At 71.3% G+C, this 22463-nt stretch carries 27 protein-coding genes; 10 read left to right on the plus strand and 17 right to left on the minus strand.

Going from position 1 to position 22463, the window contains the following annotated elements; translation table 11 throughout:
* Positions 1 to 1143, plus strand: a 1143-nt coding sequence (locus tag GXW76_RS20335; protein WP_211863931.1) for a DUF2339 domain-containing protein, incomplete at its 5' end; no start/stop codon positions are given.
* Here GXW76_RS20335 and GXW76_RS20340 read toward each other — a convergent pair.
* The 5 genes from GXW76_RS20340 to GXW76_RS20360 form a co-directional block, all read right to left on the minus strand.
* On the minus strand, positions 1109 to 1690 hold the full coding sequence (locus tag GXW76_RS20340; protein WP_211863932.1) for a histidine phosphatase family protein: 582 nt from the start codon (positions 1688 to 1690) through the stop codon (positions 1109 to 1111). The genes GXW76_RS20335 and GXW76_RS20340 overlap by 35 nt on opposite strands.
* A complete protein-coding gene (locus GXW76_RS20345; protein ID WP_211863933.1) occupies positions 1687 to 2334 on the minus strand; it encodes a glutathione S-transferase family protein in 648 nt (215 codons plus the stop codon). The genes GXW76_RS20340 and GXW76_RS20345 overlap by 4 nt, the downstream gene beginning before the upstream one ends.
* The gene (locus tag GXW76_RS20350) at positions 2331 to 2726 is read right to left on the minus strand and encodes a RidA family protein (RefSeq protein WP_211863934.1); all 396 of its coding nucleotides are present in this window, start codon (positions 2724 to 2726) and stop codon (positions 2331 to 2333) included. Before GXW76_RS20350 ends, GXW76_RS20345 begins: the two co-directional genes overlap by 4 nt.
* Positions 2723 to 3340, minus strand: coding sequence for a glutathione S-transferase family protein (locus GXW76_RS20355; RefSeq protein WP_211863935.1), 618 nt, complete (start codon positions 3338 to 3340; stop codon positions 2723 to 2725). The genes GXW76_RS20350 and GXW76_RS20355 overlap by 4 nt, the downstream gene beginning before the upstream one ends.
* Before the next feature lie 213 nt (positions 3341 to 3553).
* A complete protein-coding gene (locus GXW76_RS20360) occupies positions 3554 to 3946 on the minus strand; it encodes a cupin domain-containing protein (protein WP_211863936.1) in 393 nt (130 codons plus the stop codon).
* 105 nt (positions 3947 to 4051) lie between these two features.
* Here GXW76_RS20360 and GXW76_RS20365 point away from each other — a divergent pair, with 105 nt between their 5' ends.
* Positions 4052 to 4537 (plus strand): MarR family winged helix-turn-helix transcriptional regulator, encoded by a 486-nt coding sequence (locus tag GXW76_RS20365; protein ID WP_211863937.1) that lies wholly within the window; start codon positions 4052 to 4054, stop codon positions 4535 to 4537.
* Between the two features lie 180 nt (positions 4538 to 4717).
* Here the strand turns inward: GXW76_RS20365 and GXW76_RS20370 are convergent, their stop codons facing one another.
* Both GXW76_RS20370 and GXW76_RS20375 read right to left on the minus strand, forming a co-directional pair.
* A complete protein-coding gene (locus GXW76_RS20370) occupies positions 4718 to 5377 on the minus strand; it encodes a class I SAM-dependent methyltransferase (RefSeq protein WP_211863938.1) in 660 nt (219 codons plus the stop codon).
* A gap of 7 nt (positions 5378 to 5384) precedes the next feature.
* Positions 5385 to 6317 carry a ribose-phosphate pyrophosphokinase gene (locus GXW76_RS20375; protein ID WP_211863939.1) on the minus strand — a complete coding sequence of 311 codons (933 nt, stop codon included), beginning with the start codon at positions 6315 to 6317 and terminating at the stop codon, positions 5385 to 5387.
* Between the two features lie 149 nt (positions 6318 to 6466).
* On the opposite strand from GXW76_RS20375, the gene GXW76_RS20380 reads away from it, so the two are divergent.
* Complete coding sequence (locus tag GXW76_RS20380) at positions 6467 to 6895, plus strand: type IV secretion protein Rhs (protein ID WP_211863940.1); 429 nt, start codon at positions 6467 to 6469, stop codon at positions 6893 to 6895.
* 323 nt (positions 6896 to 7218) lie between these two features.
* On the opposite strand, the gene GXW76_RS20385 is transcribed toward GXW76_RS20380, so the two are convergent.
* The 7 genes from GXW76_RS20385 to GXW76_RS20415 all read right to left on the minus strand — a co-directional run bounded on the left by GXW76_RS20385 (position 7219) and on the right by GXW76_RS20415 (position 13072).
* The gene (locus tag GXW76_RS20385) at positions 7219 to 7665 is read right to left on the minus strand and encodes a phasin family protein (RefSeq protein WP_211863941.1); all 447 of its coding nucleotides are present in this window, start codon (positions 7663 to 7665) and stop codon (positions 7219 to 7221) included.
* A 94-nt stretch (positions 7666 to 7759) separates the two neighbouring features.
* Positions 7760 to 8368: a TetR family transcriptional regulator gene (locus GXW76_RS20390; protein ID WP_211863942.1), complete on the minus strand. Its 609-nt coding sequence runs from the start codon at positions 8366 to 8368 to the stop codon at positions 7760 to 7762.
* A gap of 25 nt (positions 8369 to 8393) precedes the next feature.
* Positions 8394 to 9206 carry a pyrroline-5-carboxylate reductase gene (gene proC, locus GXW76_RS20395; RefSeq protein WP_211863943.1) on the minus strand — a complete coding sequence of 271 codons (813 nt, stop codon included), beginning with the start codon at positions 9204 to 9206 and terminating at the stop codon, positions 8394 to 8396.
* A gap of 155 nt (positions 9207 to 9361) precedes the next feature.
* Positions 9362 to 10369, minus strand: coding sequence for a glycosyltransferase family 2 protein (locus GXW76_RS20400; RefSeq protein ID WP_246514561.1), 1008 nt, complete (start codon positions 10367 to 10369; stop codon positions 9362 to 9364).
* A gap of 7 nt (positions 10370 to 10376) precedes the next feature.
* Positions 10377 to 11696 (minus strand): glycoside hydrolase family 71/99 protein, encoded by a 1320-nt coding sequence (locus GXW76_RS20405; RefSeq protein ID WP_211863944.1) that lies wholly within the window; start codon positions 11694 to 11696, stop codon positions 10377 to 10379.
* A gap of 443 nt (positions 11697 to 12139) precedes the next feature.
* Positions 12140 to 12643, minus strand: a complete 504-nt coding sequence (locus tag GXW76_RS20410) for a type III secretion system chaperone family protein (protein WP_211863945.1) — start codon at positions 12641 to 12643, stop codon at positions 12140 to 12142.
* A 138-nt stretch (positions 12644 to 12781) separates the two neighbouring features.
* Positions 12782 to 13072, minus strand: a complete 291-nt coding sequence (locus GXW76_RS20415; protein WP_211863946.1) for an accessory factor UbiK family protein — start codon at positions 13070 to 13072, stop codon at positions 12782 to 12784.
* A gap of 117 nt (positions 13073 to 13189) precedes the next feature.
* Between GXW76_RS20415 and rfaD the strand changes: the two genes are divergently transcribed.
* From rfaD to GXW76_RS20440, 5 genes are all read left to right on the plus strand, one after another.
* On the plus strand, positions 13190 to 14173 hold the full coding sequence (gene rfaD, locus GXW76_RS20420; protein ID WP_211863947.1) for an ADP-glyceromanno-heptose 6-epimerase: 984 nt from the start codon (positions 13190 to 13192) through the stop codon (positions 14171 to 14173).
* Positions 14173 to 14973 (plus strand): prolipoprotein diacylglyceryl transferase, encoded by an 801-nt coding sequence (gene lgt, locus GXW76_RS20425; RefSeq protein WP_211863948.1) that lies wholly within the window; start codon positions 14173 to 14175, stop codon positions 14971 to 14973. The genes rfaD and lgt overlap by 1 nt, the downstream gene beginning before the upstream one ends.
* Positions 14966 to 15982, plus strand: a complete 1017-nt coding sequence (locus GXW76_RS20430) for a class I SAM-dependent methyltransferase (RefSeq protein WP_211863949.1) — start codon at positions 14966 to 14968, stop codon at positions 15980 to 15982. Before lgt ends, GXW76_RS20430 begins: the two co-directional genes overlap by 8 nt.
* Positions 15982 to 16755: a peptidoglycan editing factor PgeF gene (gene pgeF / locus GXW76_RS20435; RefSeq protein WP_211863950.1), complete on the plus strand. Its 774-nt coding sequence runs from the start codon at positions 15982 to 15984 to the stop codon at positions 16753 to 16755. Before GXW76_RS20430 ends, pgeF begins: the two co-directional genes overlap by 1 nt.
* Before the next feature lie 225 nt (positions 16756 to 16980).
* Complete coding sequence (locus tag GXW76_RS20440) at positions 16981 to 17961, plus strand: hypothetical protein (protein ID WP_211863951.1); 981 nt, start codon at positions 16981 to 16983, stop codon at positions 17959 to 17961.
* Positions 17962 to 18159: 198 nt separating this feature from the next.
* Here the strand turns inward: GXW76_RS20440 and rpmB are convergent, their stop codons facing one another.
* The 3 genes from rpmB to GXW76_RS20455 all read right to left on the minus strand — a co-directional run bounded on the left by rpmB (position 18160) and on the right by GXW76_RS20455 (position 20749).
* Positions 18160 to 18453, minus strand: coding sequence for a 50S ribosomal protein L28 (gene rpmB / locus GXW76_RS20445; protein WP_211863952.1), 294 nt, complete (start codon positions 18451 to 18453; stop codon positions 18160 to 18162).
* 122 nt (positions 18454 to 18575) lie between these two features.
* Positions 18576 to 18842, minus strand: coding sequence for a hypothetical protein (locus tag GXW76_RS20450; protein ID WP_211863953.1), 267 nt, complete (start codon positions 18840 to 18842; stop codon positions 18576 to 18578).
* Positions 18843 to 18913: 71 nt separating this feature from the next.
* Positions 18914 to 20749 (minus strand): ABCB family ABC transporter ATP-binding protein/permease, encoded by a 1836-nt coding sequence (locus GXW76_RS20455; RefSeq protein ID WP_211863954.1) that lies wholly within the window; start codon positions 20747 to 20749, stop codon positions 18914 to 18916.
* Between the two features lie 179 nt (positions 20750 to 20928).
* Between GXW76_RS20455 and GXW76_RS20460 the strand changes: the two genes are divergently transcribed.
* Both GXW76_RS20460 and GXW76_RS20465 read left to right on the plus strand, forming a co-directional pair.
* Positions 20929 to 21783 carry an NUDIX hydrolase gene (locus GXW76_RS20460; protein ID WP_211863955.1) on the plus strand — a complete coding sequence of 285 codons (855 nt, stop codon included), beginning with the start codon at positions 20929 to 20931 and terminating at the stop codon, positions 21781 to 21783.
* Positions 21784 to 21916: 133 nt separating this feature from the next.
* On the plus strand, positions 21917 to 22463 hold a 547-nt coding region (locus GXW76_RS20465), incomplete at its 3' end, for a hypothetical protein (protein WP_456307115.1).

Here is a 22463-nt window from a genome sequence, read left to right on the forward strand (position 1 = left end):
CGGGCGATGCGCGCGGCCGCGCCCGACCGCGCCGGGTTGCATGCGGCGGGGGCGACGGCGGCGCTGGCGCTCGGCGTCGCCATGGTGCTGCGGGAACAGTGGCTGACGCTGGCGGTCGCGCTATTCCTGCCGCCGCTCGCCATGATCGCCCGGCAGACGGGGCTCGAGGCGCTGCGCCGCGTCGCCTTCGCCGTCGCGACGGTGGTGTTGGTGCGCCTCGTGCTGAACCGCTTCGTGCTCGGCTACGACTGGGGCCCGACGCCGGTGCTGAACGGGTTGCTGCTCGCCTATGGCGTGCCGGCGGCCTGCTTCTGGTGGGCGGCGCGCATCTTCCTGCGCATGCGGGACGGCATCGTGGTGCGGCTGCTGGAATGCGGCGCGGCCCTGTTCGCCGTGCTGCTGGTGCTGCTGGAGATCCGCCACGCGGTGCAGGGCGGCGTCATGGACGCGGCGCGCTGGGACTTCCTGGAGGCCGGGTTGCAGGCGACCGCCTTGCTCGGCTGCGCCTGGGCTGCCCTGCTGGCGCATCGCCGCAGCGGACGAGAGGCGATGCTCTGGGCCGCGCGCGCGGCAGGGATGGGCGGGGTGTTGCTCGGGCTCATCCTGCTCGTCGCCAATCCCTGGCGCATGAACGAGGAAATCGGCCCCGTGCCCCTGTGGAACGCGCTGCTGCCGGCCTATGGCCTGCCGGCGCTGCTGGCGGCGCTCGCGGTCGCGCGTGCCCCGGAGACGCGGACGCCGCCCGGCGCGGCGCAACTGCTCGGCGGCTTCACACTGGTGTCCGCCTTCGCCTGGGTGACGCTCGAGGTGCGGCGCGGTTTCCACCCGGTGAAGTTCGGCGCCGCACCGGTCGAGGAGGCCGAGATGTACGCCTATTCCGGCGCCTGGCTGCTGCTCGGCGCCGCGCTGCTGGCGATCGGCATCCGCAGCGGGCGGAAGGAGGTCCGCCTCGCCGCGCTCGCCGTCATCGCGCTGGCCACGCTCAAGGTCTTCCTGCTGGACATGGAGGCGCTGGTCGGCCTCTGGCGGGTGCTGTCCTTCCTTGGCCTCGGCCTGGCGCTGATCGCGCTGGGGGCGATCTACCGGCGCTTCGTCATGGTCCGGCCGGTCACGCCGGCAGGTGGGGCAGCGCCGCCGGCGTGACCTCCCACACCCTGCCGCTCGCCGGCGGGGTGCAGAGGATGGGCAGGGCGTTGGGCGTGCGCACATTGGGCTGATGGCCGAGCGCCAGGCGCAGCGCGCGGAACAGCGCGCCATGCGCCACCACCAGCACCGGGCCGGGCAACGTGGTGGCGCGGTTGATGGCACCCACGGCGCGGTCGTGCAGGGTGCGGAAAGTCTCGGCGCCGGCGGGCGTGTAGGTGCCGGCGATCCAGTCGTCGTACCAGTCGCCCATCGGCTTGCCTTCCTCCTCGCCGAAGGCGACCTCCATCAGGCCGGGGTCGGTGGCGACCGGGAGTTCCAGCGCCTCCGCCACAATCTCCGCCGTCTTCAGCGCGCGCGTGAGCGGGGAGGCGACGATGGTGACGATGCCCTGGTCCACCATGGCCATCGCGGCGCGCCGCGCCTGCGCGAGGCCGACGGTGTTGAGCGGGATGTCCGTGTGGCCCTGGCTGCGGCCCTCGGCGTTCCAGTCCGTCTCCCCGTGGCGGAGGAACCAGAAGGGGACGGGGTTGAGCGTCGCGGTCATCCGATCTCCTGTTCGCGGGCGAGCGCCGCGGCGATGGCCGGCACCGCGGCGACCTTCGCGCCGAGGGCCTTGAGATGCGTGAGGTCGTCGGTGGCGACGCCGAGGAAGCCCCCGAAGGCGAGCAGCGCGGCGAGGAAGATGTCGGGCGCCGTGACCTGCGCGGTGCCGAGCACCGTGCCGCTGGCCTGCTTCACCAGTTGGGCCTCGGCGAATTCCAGCGCCTCCCGCGCGCGGGTCGCGGCGGTCGCCTTCAGCGCGGCGGCTGCGGCCTCGTCCCCGCCGGTGAAGCGCTTCGCCTGGAAGGCGATGGTGAAGGTGTTGGCCATGCGGAAATGGCACCAGCACAGCCATTCCATCCCCTTCGCCCGGCCGAGCGGATCCTTCGGCAGCAGGCCGGATTCCGGCGCCGCCTCGGCGAGCCACAGCGCCATGGCCGGAATCTCGGTGATGGTCACGCCGGCATCCGGGACCTGGATCGCCGCGACCTCGCCCTTCGGGTTGACGGCGAGGAATTCGGGCGTCCTGTGCTCGCCCTTGCGCAGGCTGATGAAGCGGATGTCGAGGTCGAGCCCCGAGGCCGCGGCCATCTGGTGCACGATCGACCCGCTGGTGCGGGTGGAGGTCCAGAGGATCGGCTTCGTCATGCTGCGTCTCCTGCGAGGGCGATGCAGGCGAAGGCGACCTTCGCCTCGGTCGGCACGCCGAAGCGCGCGGTATGGCGCGCCGGCAGGCCATTCGGGAAGTGCTTCACGTATTCGGCGTTGCACGCATCGTAGTCGGCCGGGTCTGTGATCAGCATCGTCACCTGCACGGCGCGGTCGAGGCTGCTGCCGGCCTCGCGCAGGATGCCGTCGACCATGGCCAGCGCCTCGCGCGTCTGCTCCGCCGCCGTTGCCCCGCGGCGGATGCCGCGGGACGGGTCGTGCGGGGCCGAATGGCCCGAGACGAAGACGAGGCCCCCCGCGCGCGTCGCCCGGCTGAAGGGGCGGCGCTCGCCGGGGTCCGGATGGCCGATGATGTCGAAGGGGCGCGTCACGCCAGGCCTTCGGCCGCCATCACGCGCTGCACGGAGGGGCGCGCCTTCATCCGCGCATAGTGGCCGGCGACATTGGCCGGCAGTTCCTTGCCGAGCCGGCCGTTCCACCAGAAGGAGACATAGAACAGCGCGCTGTCGGCGAAGGAGAAGTCGCCGACGAGGTAGTCATTGCCGTTCAGCGCCTTGTCCAACAGGCCGAGGCCCTTGGCGAAGATCTCCTCGCCGCGCTTCTTCACCGCCTCGTGGTCCGCCTCGCTGGGGGCGAAGTTCACCGGGCGGAACATGCGGGAGAAGCCCTGCATGTGCAGCGTGGCGACGCAGTAATCGGTCAGTTCCAGCGCGCGCGCCTGCGCCTCCATGCCGGACGGCATCAGCCGCGCGGTCGGGAAGCGGGAGGCCAGCCAGAATGCGATGGCGGGGTATTCGGTCAGGATGGAGCCGTCCTCGCGCTCCAGCGTCGGCACCTTCGACTTGGGGTTCACGCCGGTGAATTCGGGCTTGTGCTGCGCGCCTTCCTTCAGGTTCACGAGTTGCGCCTGGTAGGGCGCGCCGATCTCCTCGAGCAGCACATGGATGCCGACCGAGCAGGCGCCCGGAGAGTAGTAGAGCTTCATGCGGCGAGGTCCTTGCCATCCTGCCGCCGGACGGCGGCCCGGCGGCAAGATCGGTCGGGCCGCGGGGCTTGGCAAGGCGGTGGCCGGTCATTCGCGTGGCAGCGATCCGCCGCTTGCGGTCGAAGGTCGCTGCTGACCGAATCCCTTTGGTTTCGCACGCGGCGGCCCCGCCAGCCCCGCTTGCTGATACGCCCGGCGAGGACGCCATGCGTATCAGGCGGGGATCAGCCCGTGGCGGGTCATGATGTCCTTCATCCGGGCCGGATTCGGCCCGCTTGGCGCGCCGGCCTCGGCAGCGATTTCCTCGAAGTAGCGGCGGCCGATGGTGCCGGGGGTCAGCACGACCAGGGCGCGGGCGGTGGCCTCGTGCAGGTTCTCGTGCAGGTGCACCGCGCCACGCGGGATGAAGACGACGTCGCCCGGCCCGACCTCATGCCGCGTGCCGTCCACCGTCGTGGTCATGGTGCCTTCGAGGCCATAGACCGCCTCGTCCACGTCGCGGTGGAAGTGCGCGAGCGGGACGCGCGCCTTGGGAAGAACCTCGAACTCGAACATCACGAGGTCGCCCGCGCCCTGCGTCTCGTCCACCCGGAAGCGGAGCGTCATGCCGCCGATCCTGACGACCCGGTCATTCGCGCTTTCCATTGTCGTCCTCCCTTCGTAAAGTCATTTTACAAACGCGTTTAGTAAAGAGATTTTACGGTGACGTCAATGCCGAAACGTTCCGACGAGGTGGCGCCGGCCGGTGACGCGGAGGGCCCGCCATTCTTCGGGGCCCTCCTGCGGCTCGCGCTGCAGCGCGCCCGCGCCGAGATCAACGACGCCATCCGCGCCGCCGGCTTCACCGACCTGCAGGAGGCGCATTACGCCGTCTTCTCCTACCCGCCGCCCGACGGCATCCGCCCGTCCGAACTCGCGCGACGGCTTGGCATGTCACGGCAGGCGGCGAACCACCTGCTCGCGCAGATGGAGGCGCTCGGCTACCTCGAGCGCCGTGCGCCGGAGGACGGCGAACGGCGCCTGGTCCATCTGACCGAGCGCGGATGGAAGGTCGGGGAGGCGATCCACACCCATCTGCGCGCGCGCCAGGCGCAATGGGCTGCGGAGGTCGGAGCGGACCGCTTCGCCGTGTTCATGGACGTGCTGCGCCATATGGCGGGGCAAGGCGGGGGCGGGGAATCCCGGCGCGAAGCCTAGTGTCCTGCCCGCTTCGTTCGCTGGATTTCCAGCGAACGAAGCAAACAAGCAGGCCACTGAAAACTAAGGCTGGTGGCCTGAGAATGAAGTCCGCAGGATTTCGGAATCAGGACACCAGGACGGTTTCCGTTCGCCTCGGCTCACGGACACCGCTCCAGGCCTTTGTTCTTGCGAGCATCTTCACCCGATCAAGGTGAGTCCACCTGATTGGGATCTGCTCCAGGGTCGCTCCGCGCGCCGCCGCGCCAGCCACACCGTGTGGCCGCCGCAGTCCGGGTCATCGGCCGCATGCGCCACGACCTCGAAGCCGTTCGCGTCGAGCAGCGCCCGGTATTCCGCCGGATCGAGGCTCGCGTGGTGGAGCGGCTCGCCGCCGTAGGATCCGATCGCGACGCCATGCGCGGGGCCGCTGGTGAACATCAGCACCGCCCCGGGCCCGGCGTGGTCGCGGAAGACCGGGAACATGCCCCGCTGGTCGTCGTGGTCCAGGTGGAAGAAGCTGTCCCAGGCCAGCATGCCGGCGAAGGCGCGGCCGAGCGAGAGGCCGCGCATGTCGGCCACGCGCCAGTCCCCGTCCGGAAAGCGTTCCCGGCACATGGCGATCATCTCGGGGGCCGAATCCACGCCGGTCACGGTGTGGCCCTGCGCGATCAGCGCGGCGGCGACAGGCGCGCCCGAGCCGCAGCCGATGTCGAGGATCTCCGCGCGTTGCGGCAGCAATGCCGTGAAGCGATCGAGCCAGCCGCGCTCGACGACCAGGCGATCGCCGCGATCCCGCGCCCAGGCGCGGGCGTGCCGGCGATAGAGACCGACGATCCGCGAAGCGGCGTCGCCGGCCATCGCCGCCTCAGTTGAACAGGGAGGAGACGGAGGATTCCTCGCTGATCCGCTTCATCGCCTCGGCGAGCAGCGGCGCGATGGTGAGCTGGCGGATGTTGCGCGACACGCGCACCGCCTCGGTCGCCTGGATCGAATCGGTGACGGTCATCATCTCGATCGGCGCGGCGCCGATGCGCGCCACCGCACCGCCCGAGAAGACGCCGTGCGTCACATAGACGCCGGCCGACTTGGCGCCGTTGTTCAGCAGCGCCTCGGCGGCGTTGCAGAGCGTGCCGCCGGAATCGACGATGTCGTCCACCAGCAGGCAGTGGCGGCCCTCGACCTCGCCGATCACGTTCATCACTTCGGACACGCCGGCGCGGGGGCGCCGCTTGTCGATGATGGCGAGATCGACGCCGAGCCGCGCGGCGATGGCGCGCGCGCGCACCACGCCGCCGACGTCGGGGGAGACGATCATCAGCTCTCGCCCTTCGTAGCGGTCCTGGATGTCGCGCGCGAAGAGCGGTGCGGCAAAGAGGTTGTCCACCGGGATGTCGAAGAAGCCCTGGATCTGCGCCGCGTGCAGATCCATCGTCAGCACGCGGTCGGCGCCGGCGGTGGTGATCAGGTTGGCCACCAGCTTGGCGCTGATCGGCGTGCGGGGGCCGGACTTACGGTCCTGCCGGGCATAGCCGAAATACGGGATCACCGCGGTGATGCGCCGCGCGGACCCACGCTTCAGCGCATCGAGCGTGATCAGCAGCTCCAGCAGGTTGTCATTGGCCGGGTAGCTCGTGGACTGCACCACGAACACGTCTTCGCCGCGGACGTTCTCGTGGATCTCCACGAACACCTCCATGTCCGCGAAGCGGCGGACGGAGGCGTTGGTCAGCGGGATGCCGCAGGCGGCGGCGACGGCCTCGGCGAGCGGCCGGTTGCTGTTACAGGCGACGATCTTCATGGCCGAGGGGCTCCGGGCGCCGGTGCGCGGGCGGGGGCGGGGTCGGGGGGCGGGCGGTTCGTAGCAACGTGACGGAGATGTGTAAATCTGCCTGCCATACCCTCGCCGCAGGTCAGCGCCACGCTGCGCGCCGCAACACGAGCCGAACGATGCGTATTTCTGCGCTCCTGACGATGATCCTCGCCATAGCGGCGCTGCCCGCCGTGGCCCAGACGGGGCGGCAGTATGATTCGGGCGGCCGCACGGCCGGGCGGACGGAAGGCTCCGGCACCCAGCGCCAATACGATTCCTCGGGCCGCCTGGTCGGCCGGTCCGAGACGCGCGGCGACACCACCCGCCACTACGATTCCGGCGGCCGGTCGGCGGGGCGGACGGAGCAGCGCGGCGACACGCTGCGCCACTACGATTCCTCCGGCCGTTCGACCGGCCGTACCGAATGGCGCGGCGACACGGCGCGGATCTACGATTCCTCCGGCCGCAGCCAGGGTCGTATCGAGCGCAGCGGCGACGACTGGCGCCGCTACGACGCGCAGGGGAGGTTCATCGGCCGCGGGACCGGCGTGCCGCCGTCCCGCTAGAGCAGATCCCGATCAGGTGGACTCACCTGATCGAGTGAAGATGCTCGCAAGAACAAAGGCCTGGAGCGGTGTTCGTGAGCCGAGGCGAACGGAAACCGCGCTAGTGTGCTGCCCGCGAAGTTCGCTGGATTTCCAGCGAACGCAGCGAACAAGCAGGTCACTGAAAACAAAGGCTGGTGCCCTGGGAACGAAGTCCGCAGGATTTCGGAATCAGGACACTGGAACGAATCCCGATCAGGTGGAATCACCTGATCGGGTGAAGAGGCTCGCAGGAAGGAGGACCTGGAGCGGTGCCCGTGGGCCCGGGCGAACGGAAACCGCTCTCAGCCGCCGCCGTGCTTGGCCACCAGGCCCTTCACCTCGTCCATCGCCTCGGCGAAGCGCTTGTTGAGCAGGCCGACCGCCTCGCTGTTCGAGCGCTGGATCAGGTCGGCCAGCTCATGCAGGTTGGCGACCGCCCTCTCGTAGGTGGACTTCGCCAGCTCGGCCTGCCTCGCCGCCTTGTCCTGCGGGGCGTCGGCGGCGGAGAGGGCCTTCATCGCCTCGGTCATCTCGGCGACCGATTGCTGCAGGATCTCCATATGCCGGCGAGCGACCGCCTGCGCGCCCTCGAGCGCCACGCGGTTGGCCGCCGAGAAGGCCTCGATGTTCTTCCGCTGCGCCGCCGCGAGCGCGTCCATGTCCGGCATGGCGGGCATGGCCGGCATCTTGAAGTCCGCGAACATCTTGAAGACGTCCATGTCGGGCTTGAAGCCGAAACGGTCTGACATGCGCCTGCTCCTTCTGATGGTGATCCAGCGTAGAGCAACCGTGTCGCGATGTAATAGGAATGCTGCGTGACGCGCGAAGGATTCACGCGCGCATTCAGTCGGCGACCGGGATCGCCTCCGGCCCGGGGGCCTCGGCGGGCAGCAGGCGCAGCGTTCGGCCCAGTTGCTCGGCGCGGTCGAGCGCCCGGTCCAGCGCCGCCATGGTGGGGCCGAGATCCTCCGTCCCGTCCGCCGTCCAGGCGCGCACGGTGGCGAGCCACACCCCGGCCAGCCCCAGCGCGAAGGCCTCGCGCCGGCAGCCCTCGCCTTCGATCTCCGCCGCGTCGAGCATCCAGCGCATCGACACGCCGACATGCGGCGCGAGCAGCGCGGCGAGGCCCGGGTCCCGCGGCAGGTCCCGCAACAGGCGCAGGATGCCCGTCCGGTGCGGCTGCATGGCGTCGAGCCGGCGCATCAGCACGTCGAAGATGCGGTCCCGCGCGGCGCCGCCCTGGCCAGGCACGGTGCCCGCCAGCACGGCGCGGTCCATGGTCCGCCCGTGCAGCAGCAGGAGGTCGAGCCTGGTGGCGAAGCGGGCGCGCAGGTCCGCCGCCGGCATGCCCGCCTCGGCGGCGAGCCGCCCCATGGTCAGGCCGGCCCAGCCATGCGCGGCCACCACCCGCCAGAGGGCGGCGATCAGGGCGTCGTCGTCGGTCTCGATCATGGTGGCACGATAGGGGCGGAAGGGCTCAGCCCGCCAGTTCGCGCGCGCGATCGGTGGCGGCCTGGATCGCCTTCGACATGAGTTCAGGCCAAGCGTCGGCGGCCATGAGCACGTTCAGCGCGCGCTCCGTCGTGCCCTTGGGGCTGGTGACGGCGCGGCGCAACTCCGCCGCATCCTGCGTGCTGGCGGCGAGCAGCGCGCCCGAGCCCGCCACCGTCGCGCGCGCCATGCGCCGGGCGAGGTCGGGCGGCAGGCCCTGCTCGATCGCGGCCTTTTCCATCACTTCCGCGAGCAGGAAGACATAGGCCGGTCCGCCGCCGGAAACGGCGGTGACGGGGTTGATCTGGTCCTCCTCGGCCACCCAGGCGACCTCGCCCACCGCCTGCAGCAGCGCGTCGGCGAGGCTCCTTTGCGCCTCGGTCACGCCCGGCGCGGCGAAGGCCGCCGTGAAGCCCTGCCGGACCGCGGCGGGCGTGTTGGGCATGGCGCGGACCACGGCGGCCCCTTCGCCCAATGCGGCACGCATCGAGGCGACGGACCGCCCCGCCATGATGGAGACGAAGAGCGTCTCCCCGGTGGCGAAGCGGGCATAGGCGGGCAGGGTGGCCGGCGCCTCCTGCGGCTTGATCGCCAGCACCACGGCGGCGGGACGGAAATCGGCCGGGATGGCGGCGGCGTCGGGGACGATGCTGGCGCGGCCGGCGAAGGCGGCGGCGGCCTGGGGGAAGGGCTCGACCACCACGGCGCGGGAGAGGCCGCGTTCGAGCCAGCCGGAGAGCATCGCGCCCCCCATCTTGCCGCAGCCGATGAGGAGGAGGTCGGGAAGGGTGCTCGTCATGGGCGCACCGTGGCGCTGGCCGGGGCGGGCCGCAAGGCCGGGCAGGCAGGGGCCGCCATCGCTGCCTGCCCGGAGGCTCCGGGCAGGCCGGTGCCGGGGAGGCGCCGGAATCCAGCCCGCTTCATGCCCGGCCGGCCGCCCGCGGCGACCGGCACTCAAGCCGCGCCGGCGACCTGCCCGGCGAAGGCCCGGGCCATGAAGGAGGCCGGCTCCAGGAGAAACCGCCGCAGCGTCTCCTCCTGGGCGGGCGCCTGGAAGCGCAGTGCGCCGTCGCGCAGCAGGCGCATGCTGTTCGGCAGGAGGGGGGACTCGATGTCCGGCGCCACCTGGGGCCGGGACACCAGTTGCTGCACCTCGCGCAGATAGAGCCGGATATTGCCCTCGCGGAAATTCTCGACGTTCAGCCTCGCCGCCTGGGCCGCCGTGGTGCCTTCCGGCAGCGCCTGCATGGCGACCAGCTTGTTCAGGTTTGCCCCGATCCGCTGCTGCGCCGAGAGCCGGTTGAGGTGGAGCACGAAGCAATTGGCGCGGAAGCGGTCGCGATAGCTCCCCAGCGGCAGCTGCGAATTGTGGTTGATGACGCCCGAAAGCGCCACGTCGTGGCGGATCAGCGGCTTTCCCCAGGTCAGCCCTTCCACCAAGCCCTGCCCGTCGGGCAACAGCCAGAAGCGGTCGTCGAACCCGAGCAGGTTGTGCAGCCAGGTGCCAGGCAGGACCGGCGCATCCACCTCCCGCAGGCGCTGCACCAGGCGGGCATCGCGCAGCACGGTGCCGTCGGGCTCCATCCACACCAGGAACTCGTCGGTGTCGAGGAACACGAAGCGGCCCTTGCCGGCCTGGAGCGCGGCGTAGAGATCCTCGAACATCGCGACGCGATGGAGGTTGTCGAAGAAGCCGTCATACCGGGCCAGCAGGATCTGCGCGTGGTGGCGGCGGTAGATCTCCAGCACCCCGGGGTCTGTCGAGCCGTTGTCGAAGACGATGAGGTTGCCCGGCCCGGCGATGGCCAGGTGATGCGTGATCCATCGTTCCAGCAGCGCCGCGTCGTTCCTGGTCTTGAGCAGGATCTTCAACGGTGCGGGGTTGGCGCGGAGATGCGCCAGCACCGCATCCTTCTGCTGCGGCCAGGTGAGGAACAGGCCGGGCTCGGCATTCATCGGCATCGCCTCCTCATCCTTCGCGCGCAACACAGCGCCGCACGGCCCAGGCGCCGTCGTGCCAGAGCGCCTCCATGCCGCTCGGCGCCCGCAGGGCATCGTCCCGCACGGTCATGCCGGGCGGGCACGGCCATGGTTCGGCGCCGGTCCGGCCGCAGGCCCGCAGCGTGGCCTCGCGGTTCCGCCCCGTGCTGCGCAGTGCGCAGGCAGGCGCGGTCACGCCATATTCGGGCCAGGTGAGCACCACCTCGCGCGGCGCCTCGCGGGCGCCGAGCACCTGGCGGAATTCCGCCAGCCTCGCCGTCCCCTCGGCCCAGGTGGGGGAGAGCCATCCGCCTTCGGTGAACTCGTTCCACCCATAAACCAGCACGCTGCGGAAATCCGAGGTCGCAGCCTGCATTGCGCCGCGCAGGGTGGCGCCGAGTTCACCGGGGCGCGGCGGCTCGCACCAGTTGGGGCTTGCCGGTGCGTCGGTGCGCTGGCCGCGCGCCTGCATGCGCGGCCGGTAGTCCCAGCCGGTGGTCAGGTTGGGCAGGAAGGGCAGGCCGGTCGCCGCCAGCGCCTGCCAATGCGCGCGCATCCTTCCGACGCAATCCGCATAGGGCAGGGCGCGGCCACCGCTGCCGGCCGGCACGACATAGGCGGAGAGCATGTCCATCCCGAGCGCTCGCGCCAGTTCCGCCCCGCGTTGCGGATTGGCGTGCAGGAAGATGGCGAGGAGGCGGACGCCGCTGCGCCGGTGCACTGCTTCCCGCAGCGCCGCGAAGGCGTCGCGGAACCGCTCGGCCGTGCCGAGGGAGCGCGACCAGGATTCGGGTTCATGCCCGAACAGGAAGACCGGCGCCGTGCCGTCCGGGGCGCGGATGTAGTCCGGATTCGCCACGAGTTGCGCGAGGGTTTCCTCCACGTCGGCGAAGTCATCCTGCGGGAAGGACTGGTTCAGGCTGACCGCGAAGCGCATCCCGCCGCGATCCGGCAGGCGGAGGAAGGTGGCGAGGGCGCGGTTCAGCCCCAGATGCCGCGCCGGAGCGCGGCCCCAGGACCCGGTTTCGGGGTAGAGGCCGAAGACGAAGTAGTCGAGCCCGCCGGCGCGCGCATAGGCGTTCTCGGCCGCCAGCACGTTCTCCAGTGCGCCGTTGATGCGAAGGGTGCCGCCGGCATCGCGGGCGGCATGGAAGGGGACGCGCGACTGCCATTGCGGGAGGCGCAGCAGCGCGACATCCGGCGAATCCGGCAGCCAGTCATCCCAGCGGATGGCGCCGACCGGCACGTCCTGCGCGCGGGCGCCGCCAAGCGCCAGAAGCAATGCGAGCACGGCCAGGACATATCGCAAGCTGTGCCAACTCCCATGACGACAACCATGGGTTTATCCGGCTTGTTCCGCTGCAATCGCAACCCCGGGTCCGTTGCGGAGTTGGCGCGCATGGGGCCTTGCCGGGCTTCACTAGCCTTGCATGCCCCGCGGAAAAGCGGGCGCGGCCTCGGCACCGATGTGGCGGAACGAGGTTTCGGACCGGAGCGTTCAAGTCTTCGTGGATGTCGGGGCACGACCCCGCTCCGGCGGCATCCTGATCCGGTGCTGGACCGATCGTTCCGACCGGAACTGCCGACGGGCAAAGATGCGGCACGGGCCACCGCGGCCAACGGACCGCGCTTCACGGCCCGCCACCGCGATATCACGCCGGGCACTGACCCTCGCCGTCAGCCCCCCCCCCCGGGTCCCAAAGAAGGTTGAGGGGGGTCCCGGGGGGAGAAGTTCCCTTCTCCCCCCGCCCTTCAGGCTTCGCCCACGCAGTCCAGCATCGCCGCCTGCAGCGCGTCCGCCGGCGACTTCCCACCCCACAGCACGAACTGGAAGGCGGGGAAGAAGCGTTCGCACTCGGTGATGGCGATATCCACCATGTCCTCGAGGCTTTCGGCGCTTGCGCTCGGCGAGCCCCGCAGCAGCACCGAGTGGCGGAACACCGGCACGCCGTCGTCGGCCTCGATCCCGAAATGGCCGATCCAGAGCCGGTCGTTGGCCAGGGCCAGCAGTTCGTAGAGCTTCTCGCGCCGCTCGGCCGGCACCTTCATGTCGAAGGCGCAGGTGAAGGCCATGGCGCTGATCTCGTGCGACCAGGAGAAGTGCAGGCCGTAGTCGCACCATTTCCCCGGCGCCTCGGCCGCCATCTCCCCGTCCGAACGGCGCTCGAAGGCCCATTCGTTGGCGGCGATGATCTGTTCGAGGATATCGAGGGGGTTCGAGGAACGTTCGCGGTCCAACTGGAGAGAGGCGGACATGCGGCACCTCCTTGCCCGGGTAGTTGCCGCCCGGGTCACCCACAAGATATGGGGGGCGAATCGGGCGGCCAGATACGAATGGGAGACTACGCAGACGCGAAATGGCGCCGCAAGCCTGCTGCGGTTGCAGACGTGTCTTCAGGTTTCGGATGAGGACTCTGCGCCAGCCTCGAGTTCGGCAAGCCGGTGCTCGAGGGCGGCGACCCGGGTCTCCAGCGCCTCGGCATGTTCGCGGGCCCGGCGTGCCACTTCCATGGCTGCGTCGAGTTCTTCCCGCTTCACCAGATCCAGGCGGCGGACCACGGCCTCCGCCTGGGATTTCGCCATGGCCTCGGCCTCGTTGCGCAGGCCCGCCAGGACCGAGAAGGCACCCCCGGCCACGCCGGCCAGGTCGTCCATGAATTTACCGCGACCGCCTTCGCCCGCCATGATGTCCTCCACTGGGCCCGTTCGCTTGCCGGGCCGTCCTGCCGGGGCCTATACCGCCAGCGCCCTGTCCTCAAGGGCTTCGCCTTCCAAAAGGCCGCGCTGCGGAACGACCGGACCATGCATATCGTCACCGGCGGGGCCGGGTTCATCGGCTCCAACCTGGTCGCGGCGCTCTGCGCCCGTGGAGAGGAAGTGGTGGTGGTGGACCACCTGCGCCAGGGCCTGAAATGGCGCAACCTCGCCAAGCATAACATCGCGGGCATCGTGACGCCGGAGGAACTGCACGCCTTCCTGGCGCGCAAGCCGCCGGTGAAGGCGCTGTTCCACATGGGCGCGATCAGCGCCACGACCGAGACGGACGGTGATCTCGTCGCGGCGACCAACATCGCCCTGCCGCAACGGCTGTGGGACTGGTGCGCGGATGCGGGGGTGCCGTTCATCTATGCTTCCTCCGCCGCGACCTATGGCGACGGCAGCCTCGGCTTCGAGGACGACATGCGGCCCGAGGCGCTGGCCCGGCTGCGTCCGCTGAACCTCTACGGCTGGTCGAAGCTGGCCTTCGACCGGCGCGTGGCGCAGATGCTGGCGCTCGGCCACAAGCGGCCGCCGCACTGGGCGGGGCTGCGCTTCTTCAACGTCTATGGCCCGAACGAGCACCACAAGGACCGCATGGCGTCGGTGGTGCTGCACAAGTTCAACCAGGTCATGAAGGGCGAGGCGGCGACGCTCTTCGCCTCGGACCGCGAGGGCATCGCCGACGGGGAGCAGAAGCGCGACTTCGTCCATGTGCGGGACTGCGTGGCCGCGATGCTGTGGCTGGCGGCGAACCCGCAGGCCTCGGGCCTCTACAACATCGGCTCCGGGCAGGCGCGCACCTTCCTCGACCTGACGCGGGCGATCTACGAGGCGCTCGGCCGGAACGCCGATATCCGCTTCGTCCCGATGCCGGATGACCTCAAGGGCAAGTACCAGTACTTCACCGAGGCACGGATGGACCGCCTGCGCGCCGCAGGCTTCACCCTGCCGCCGACGACGTTGGAAGACGGCGTGCGCTCCTATGTGCGCGACGTGCTGACGAACGCCGAGGATCCCTTCGCCTGATGATGTTCGCCATTCCCTTCCCGATGATCGACCCCGTGCTGGTCGAGATCGGGCCCTTCGCCATCCGCTGGTACGCGCTCGCCTACATCACCGGCATCCTGCTCGGCTGGCGGCTGGCGCGCGTGCTGGTGCAGCGCACGCCCAAGGTCGCGACGCCGGAACAGGTGGACGAGTTCGTCACCTGGGTGACGCTCGGCATCATCCTCGGCGGGCGGCTCGGATACGTGCTGTTCTACCGGCCGGGCTACTACATCACGGCGCCGTGGGAGGCGTTCTACCTCTGGCACGGCGGCATGTCGTTCCATGGCGGGGCGCTCGGCGTCATCGTCGCGATGTTCCTGTTCGCAAAACGCAACGGGCTCGACTGGGTGGCCTTCGCGGACCGGGTGGTCTGCGTGGTGCCGATCGGGCTGTTCCTCGGGCGCTGCGCCAACTTCATCAACGGGGAGCTCTGGGGCCGCGTGGCGCCGGACGTGCCCTGGGCGATGGTCTTCCCGACCGGCGGGCCCGACCCGCGGCATCCTTCGCAACTCTACCAGGCCTTCCTCGAAGGGATCGCGCTGTTCACGGTGCTGATGATCCTGGCGCGCAGCGAGCGCATCCGCTCGCGGCCGGGCTTCCTCTCGGGCGCCTTCCTGGCGGGCTACGGGGTGGCGCGGGTCGTCGGGGAGTTCTTCCGCCAGCCCGACGCGCATCTCGGCTTCCTCTTCGCCGGGGCGACGATGGGGCAGTTGCTGTCGCTGCCGATGATCCTGGTCGGCGCCTGGCTGATGGCGCGCGCGAAGGAGAGCCATGCCTGACGCCGCGCAGGCACCGGAGCGGCTCGACCGCTTCATGGCCCGCGCCACGGCGGCCTACTACGCGCGGCGCGAGCCCTTCGGCACCGGCGGCGACTTCACCACCGCGCCGGAAATCACCCAGGCCTTCGGGGAATGCCTCGGCCTCTGGGCGGCCGTCGCGTGGGAGGCGATGGGACGGCCGGACCCGGTGGTGGTGGCCGAACTCGGCCCAGGGCGCGGCACGCTGATGGACGACGCCCTCCGCGCGATCGCCGAGATGGCGCCGGCCTTCCGCGCCGCGCTGCGGGTGCACCTGGTCGAGATTTCCCCCCGGCTGCGGGAGGCGCAGGCGGCACGGCTCGGTCCCGCCGTCGCCGCCTGGCACGACGACATCGCCGCCCTGCCGCCCGGTCCGGCCATCGTGATCGGCAACGAATTCCTCGACGCCCTGCCGATCCGCCAGTTCGTCCGTCGCGGCTGCGCCTGGATGGAACGCTTCGTCGCCGGCGGCGCCTTCGAGGAACACCCCGCCATCGACGCGCCGCCCCTGCCCGAGGACGCCGAGGACGGCGCGGTGCAGGAGGTGAACGAACCCGCTCGGGCCATCGCCGCCGTCCTCGGCGCAAGGCTTGCGACGCAGGGCGGTGTCGGCCTGTTCCTCGACTACGGGCCGGGCGAAGGCGGTTTCGGTGACAGCCTGCAGGCGATGGCAGCGCACGGGACGGCAGATCCGCTCGGCCCGCCGGGCGCGGCCGACATCACCGCCCATGTCGATTTCGCCGCCATCGCCGCCGCCGCGCGGGCGGCGGGGGCCTCGGTGCAGGGGCCGCTGCCGCAGGGCGTCTTCCTCGGCCGGCTCGGGCTGTTCAGCCGCGCGGCGATGCTCGCCCGGATGGACCTGCGGGGGGCGACCCGCCACCTGGCCGCCGCCCAGCGCCTCACAGCCCCCGAGCACATGGGGCGGCTGTTCAAGGCGCTGTGCATCTGTCATCCCGGGCTTCCGCCCCTGCCTGGCTTCGAGGAGCCCTGATGGCCGAATCCGTCACCGCCGCGACCCTCGCCGCGCAGCCCGGCCTGGCGCATGGCTTCTTCACCCGCCGCGGCGGCGTTTCGGGGGGGGCCTTCGCCGCCCTGAACTGCTCGCTCTCCGGCAAGGACGACCCCGACGCAGTGCGCGAGAACCGGCGCCGCGCGGCCGATGCGCTCGGCCTGCCCGGTGCCGCGCTGGCGGGGCTGACCCAGGTGCATGGGCCGGATGTGGCGGTGCTGGAAACCCCCTGGCCGGAGGACCGCCGCCCGCACGCCGACGCGCTCGTGACCCGGCGGGCCGGGATGGCCCTCGGCATCGTGACGGCGGATTGCGCGCCGGTGCTCTTCGCCGACCCGGCTGCCGGGGTGATCGGCGCAGCCCATGCCGGCTGGCGCGGCGCCGTGACCGGCGTGCTGGAGGCGACCATCGAGGCGATGCTCGCCATCGGCGCCCGCCGCGCGCGAATCGTGGCCGCTGTCGGCCCCTGCATCCGCCAGCCCTCCTACGAGGTCGCCGCGGACCTGCGCGATGCCGTGCTGGCGCGCGACCCCGCCGATGCCCGCTTCTTCGCCAAGGGGGCGCGTGAGGACCGCTGGCAGTTCGACCTCGCCGGCTATTGCGGGGCGCGCCTGGTTGCCGCCGGCGTGGTGGTGGAGATCACCCCGCACGACACCCTGGCCGACGAGGTGAATTTCTTCAGCCATCGGCGCAACACCCTCGCTGGTGGAGGCCCGATCGGCCACCAACTCTCCGCGATCGCGCTGACCGGCTGAGCGCCCCCTGTTGCATCCTTCCCCGCAGCCCCGATAAGGACGCCATGCCCTATGTCGTCATGTTCGGCGTGCTGGCGCTTCTCACGCTTCTTGCGACCTGCACCGTCTTCGTCTGATCCGCCCCGTGCCCTGCGCTCCGGTGTCCGCGGGTCCGGGGGCACGCATGCCCCCGGCGGGGGTCCAGGGGGCGGCGCCCCCTGGCCGTTCCAGAAGGTAATCCCCACCATGCCGCCCCTGCTCCGGCTCGCCGTGCTGTTCCTCGCCGTGCTCCTGCCGGCCTGCGGCGACCTGCCCCAGCCCTTCCGCGGCAATCCCGGCGGCCAGGCCGGGGCGCTCGCGGCTCCGCCAGCCTATCGCCTGGCCATTCCCGATCCGGGCGGCGCGCTGCTGGCAGGCGGTGCGTCGCTCGCCTTCGCCGAGGCGCTGTCCACCGCCCTGCTCACGGCCGAAGTGCCTGCTGCGGTCGAGAACACCCCCCTGCCGCTCGACTGGCGCCTGGCGATCGAGGCTCGCCTCCAGGGTAGTTCGGTCGTGCCGCGCTACCTGCTGAGCGACCCGGATGGCCGCCCGCAGGGGGAGGTGAACGGCACCAGCATCCCCGCGCGGGATTGGTCGGAGGGCAACCCCGAGGTGCTTCGCCGCGCCGCGCGAGACGCCGCGCCGCGCATCGCGGACCTGCTGGTGCGTGCCGAGGCGGCGAGCAAGGGCATGGACCCGGCGGCGCTCGCTGTGACGGGCCCGCCGCGCATCTATGTTCCCGCCGTGCGCGGCGCTCCCGGGGACGGCAACCAGGCGCTGACCGCCCGGCTGCGGGAGGCGCTCGGCCAGAACGGCATGGTGGTGCAGGAAGTCGCCGAGGGCGCCCGCTTCGCCGTGACCGGCCACGTGAACGTGGTGCCGCAGCCGCAGACTCGCACCCAGCGGGTGGAACTGCTGTGGACCGTCTCCCGCCAGGATGGGGAGGACCTGGGCCGCGTGCTGCAACTCAACGAGGTGCCGCAGGGCGTGCTCGAGCGGTTCTGGGGTGACGTGGCCTTCGCCGCGGCGACCGAGGCGGCGGGCGGCGTGCGGACCGTGGTCTCGAATGCCGGGGGCTTCCCGGCGCAGCCCGGGACGGCGCCGCGCGGGCAGGGGCCGCAGCCCGGGCAGGGCCTTGCCATGCCGCGGGATGCCAATGCCCTGCCGGTGCCTCAGCGGGCAGAATAGGGCTGTCGCCGCGCGGCAGGGCCCCCCGATCCTGCGGCATCACCTGACCAGGCGAAGATGCCCGCGAGAACAGGTGAGCGGGCGGGCTGCCGTGCGCCGGGGTGCGTGGAACCCGCTCCGCCGAGGCGCCGGGCAACGAAAAGGGCGGCCACCCGCCGGGTGCCGCCCCTTCTTCTTACCCTCGAGGGAGTAAAGGCGTCAGGCCGCCTTCTTGGCCTGGGCGCGCTCGATGCGGCGCTTCAGCACGCGGGCCTCGTCGGCCAGCTTGCGGTCGGGCGTGCCGAGCAGGAAGGAGTCGAGCCCGCCATTGTGCTCCACCGTGCGGATGCCGTTGGTGGACAGGCGGATCTTGATCTGCGTGCCGAGCACGTCGGACCAGAAGGAGGTCTCCTGCAGGTTGGGCAGGAAGCGCCGGCGGGTCTTGTTGTTGGCGTGGCTGACGTTGTTGCCCGTCAGGACGCCCTTGCCGGTGATGCCGCAGCGGCGGGCCATGGCGAAAATCCCGATAATGATGAAGGCGCGCGGACAAAACCCGTGCGCGGGTGGAAGCCAGGAAGGCGCGGTGTTTGGCCCAGCCGCGTCGGAACGTCAAGTCCGGCCGGCAGGGCCCGCGGTCACATCTGCGCCGAGCCGGGCGGCGGGGCGCGGCGGGCTTCCTGCAACTCGCCGCTCTCGACCGAGGCGAGGGCGTTGCGCAGCACGCCGGCGACCGCCCGGTCGTCCATGGTGCGCGCCAGCAGGCCGAGCGCGCCGCCGAGCAGGGCGGAGGCAATCGAGATGGGCGCGATGTTCTGGTCGATCATGTACTCGATCGCCTTGTCCACGACCGAGCCGGCGTGGCTCAGGTCCTCCGGGGCCATCCCGGCGGGGTCGTGCTGCATGCGGCGTTCTCCTTGTTCGTTGGGGCAGATGGGGCGGGCCGCGGCGCGGCGGAAGCCCCCCGGAGTCGGGATCAGGCCAGCGCCTCGGCGGCGCGGCTGCGCGGGCGGTCGAGGTCGGCCTCGGCCTGGGCGCGGGCGGCCGCCTCGGCGGCGGCGACCGCCTGGGCCTGGCGATCCCACATCTCGGCATAGAGGCCGTCGGCGGCGATCAGGGAGGCATGGGTGCCGCGTTCCGCGATGCGGCCATCCTGAAGCACGATGATCTCGTCCGCCTCGACCACAGTGGACAGGCGGTGGGCGATCACGAGGGTGGTGCGGTTGCGCGAGACGTCGCGCAGCGCGGCCTGGATTTCCTGTTCCGTGCGGGTGTCGAGCGCGCTGGTGGCCTCGTCCAGGATCAGGATGCGCGGGTCCTTGAGGATGGTGCGTGCGATGGCGACGCGCTGCTTCTCGCCGCCGGACAGCTTGAGGCCGCGCTCGCCCACGCGCGTCGCGTAGCCTTCCGGCAGGCGCAGGACGAAGTCATGCACCTGGGCGTGGCGGGCGGCCTCCTCGACCTCGGCATCCGTCGCGCCGGGCCGGCCATAGGCGATGTTGTAGCGGATGGTGTCGTTGAACAGCACCGTGTCCTGCGGCACCACGCCGATCGCCGCGCGCAGGCTCGCCTGCGTCACGTCGCGCACGTCCTGCCCGTCGATCAGCACGCGCCCGCCGGTCGCGTCGTAGAAGCGGAAGAGCAGGCGGGAAATGGTGGACTTGCCTGCGCCCGTCGGGCCGACGATCGCCAGCATCCGCCCGGGCGCCACGGTGAAGGAGACGCCCTTGAGGATCTTCCGGTCCGGACGGTAGCCGAAATGCACGTCCTCGAAGCGGATCTCGCCCGCGCCCTTCGCCAGCGCCGGCGCAGCCGGGGCGTCCTGCACCTCGGCCGGGACTTCGAGCAGGCGGAACATCTGCTCCATGTCCGTCAGCCCCTGCTTGATCTCGCGATAGGCGAAGCCAAGGATGTTCAGAGGCAGGTAGAGCTGGATGAGGTAGGTGTTGACCATCACCAGGTCGCCCACGCTCATCGTGCCATTGGCGATGCCGGAGCCCGCGAGCAGCATCGTCACCGTCAGGCCGACCGCCATGATGAGCGCCTGGCCGGCGTTCAGCATGTTCAACGTGGTCTCGGACCGGACATAGGCGCGTTCGTAGCGCTTGAGGCTGTCCTCGTAGCGGTGCGCCTCGTGCGTCTCGTTGCCGAAATACTTGACCGTCTCGTAGTTGAGCAGGCTGTCCACCGCCTTGGTGTTCGCCTCCTCGTCCGTCTGGTTCATCTGCCGGCGGAAGGTCAGGCGCCAGTTGGTGAAGGCCAGCGTGAAGCCGACATAGGCGACGATGGTGCCGAGCATGGTCAGCGCGAAGGACGCGGCGAAGATCCACCACAGGATCGCCGCGACGAAGAGGATCTCGACGATGGTCGGGATGATGTTGAACAGCAGGAAGTTCAGCGAGGTGGCGATGCCGCGCACGCCGCGCTCGATCACGCGGGAGAGCCCGCCGGTGGCGCGGTCCATGTGGAAGCGCATGGACAGCGCATGCATGTGTTCGAAGACCTTCAGCGCCACGCGCCGCCCGGCGCGCGCCTGCACCTTGGCGAAGACGGCGTTGCGCAATTCCCCGAAGGCAGAGGCCATCACCCGCAGCAGCCCGTAGCCGACCAGCAGCGCCACCGGCACGGTCAGCATCGCGCCGACGCCGTCCTTCGGCGCCAGCGCGTCCACCGCGCGGGCGTACATGATCGGCACCAGGACGTTCGCCGCCTTGGCCGCGGCCAGCAGCACCAGCGCGGCGACCACGCGCACGCGCAGTTCCACTTCCCCCTTCGGCCAGAGATAGGGGGCGAGGCGGACCAGGGCGGACATATGGCCGCCATCGGCGCGGGGGGTGGAAGGGGGCACGCGGGAGACTCCGATCAGGCCTCGCGAGATGGGGCGGCAGGGCACCCAGGGGAAGCGCCCGTAACGCATGGGCGCCATCCGGGCGCAGGATGCAAGCCCCCGGGGCCTCGCCGCCGGGGTGGCGGTCGCGCTACAGAACGCGCATGACCGACCCCGCCCTCGCGCGCCATGTCGCCGCCTGCAACAATGTCGCCTCCCCCGCCGGGCTGATCACCTTCCGGATCGGTGGCGCACAGGTCGGCTGGGTCTCCCCCGAGCTCGCCCAGGCGCTGACATTCCGGCCGCGGGACTTTCACTTCGACCGCGACGGCGTGGCCCTCGCCACCCGGCTGCGCAGCCCGGGGATGCGCAGCGAGGCGCTGGCCCAGGCGCTGCCCGCGCTGGCCGCCGGGAAGTTCCTGCGCATCCGGGGCGAGGCCTTCGATGTGCGGGAGACGAGCGCCGGCCCCGTCCTTGCCACCATCGACCGAGGCGCGCTGCCGGCCTTCGGCATCATGTCCCAGGGCGTCCACGTGAACGGCATCGTGCGGCGGGCGGACGGGCTGCACCTCTGGGTCGGGATCCGCGCCCGCGACAAGGCGGTGGCGCCCGGCCAGCTCGACAACATCGTCGCCGGCGGCATCTCCACCGGGCTGAGCCCGGAGGAGACGCTCATCAAGGAAGCGGAGGAGGAAGCCTGCCTGCCCGCCGCGCTCGCCGCCGCGGCGCGCCCCGTGGGCCGCGTTTCCTATGTCATGGCGAACGGGGAGGGGCTCCGGCGCGACGTGCTGCACTGCTACGACCTCGATATCCCCGAGGGCGTCACGCCGCGCCCGGGCGACGACGAGGTGGAGCGCTTCGAGCTCTGGCCCGCCGCGCGCGTGCTGGAGGCGGTGCGGACGTCGGACAGCGTCAAGTTCAACGTCAACCTGGTGCTGATCGACCTCTTCCTGCGGGAGGGCCTCGTCGCCGACCCGGATGGCAGCCTGCGCGCGGGGCTGGACCAGGGGCCCGACTGAACGCCCCCGCAGCACGCGAATGCAACCGCGACGCGCTGGACTCCCCGGCCCGTCTGCCCCCCCACTATATGCCGGGAGCCATCGGAACGAATCGGCACCCGCCCGGGACCGGACAAAGGAGAGGCCCGCAGCCATGACGCGACCCCGCGCCCTCGCGACGCTGGCCTTGCTCGTGCCGGTCACCCTGCTGCCGGCCTGCGGCCTGACGGTCGAGCGCACCGAGCGGGTGCAGGGGCTTGAGCGCAACCTCGCGGCCTCCGAGGCGCGCGGGCAGGAACTCACGACCCGCGTGGGCGAACTGGAACGCACCCTCGAGGCCGAGCGCCGCGCGCGGGGCGACCTGACCGCCATCGAGCGCCGCCTCGCGGCCGCGCGCCGGGACCTCGGCAGCGCGCAGCAGGGGCGCAGCGCGGCCGAGCAGGAAGCCGCGACGCTCTCCCGCCGGCTGGAGGAGGAGAGCCGCCGCCTCGCCGCCGTGCAGGGCGAGGCCGGCCAGTCCCAGGCCATGGTCGAGCAGCGCCGGATGCAGGTGGCCGAGGCCGACCGCCGGCTCACCGCCCTCCGTGATGAGGCGGCGGCGGAACAGCGGCGGCTCGGCGCCCTGCGCGGCGATGCCGCGGCCGCCGATGCCCGCGTCGCCGCGCTCAATGCCCGCGCGGCCGAGGAGGAGCGGCGCCTGG

This window comes from Neoroseomonas soli (assembly GCF_018129065.1).
Taxonomy (GTDB): domain Bacteria; phylum Pseudomonadota; class Alphaproteobacteria; order Acetobacterales; family Acetobacteraceae; genus Neoroseomonas; species Neoroseomonas soli.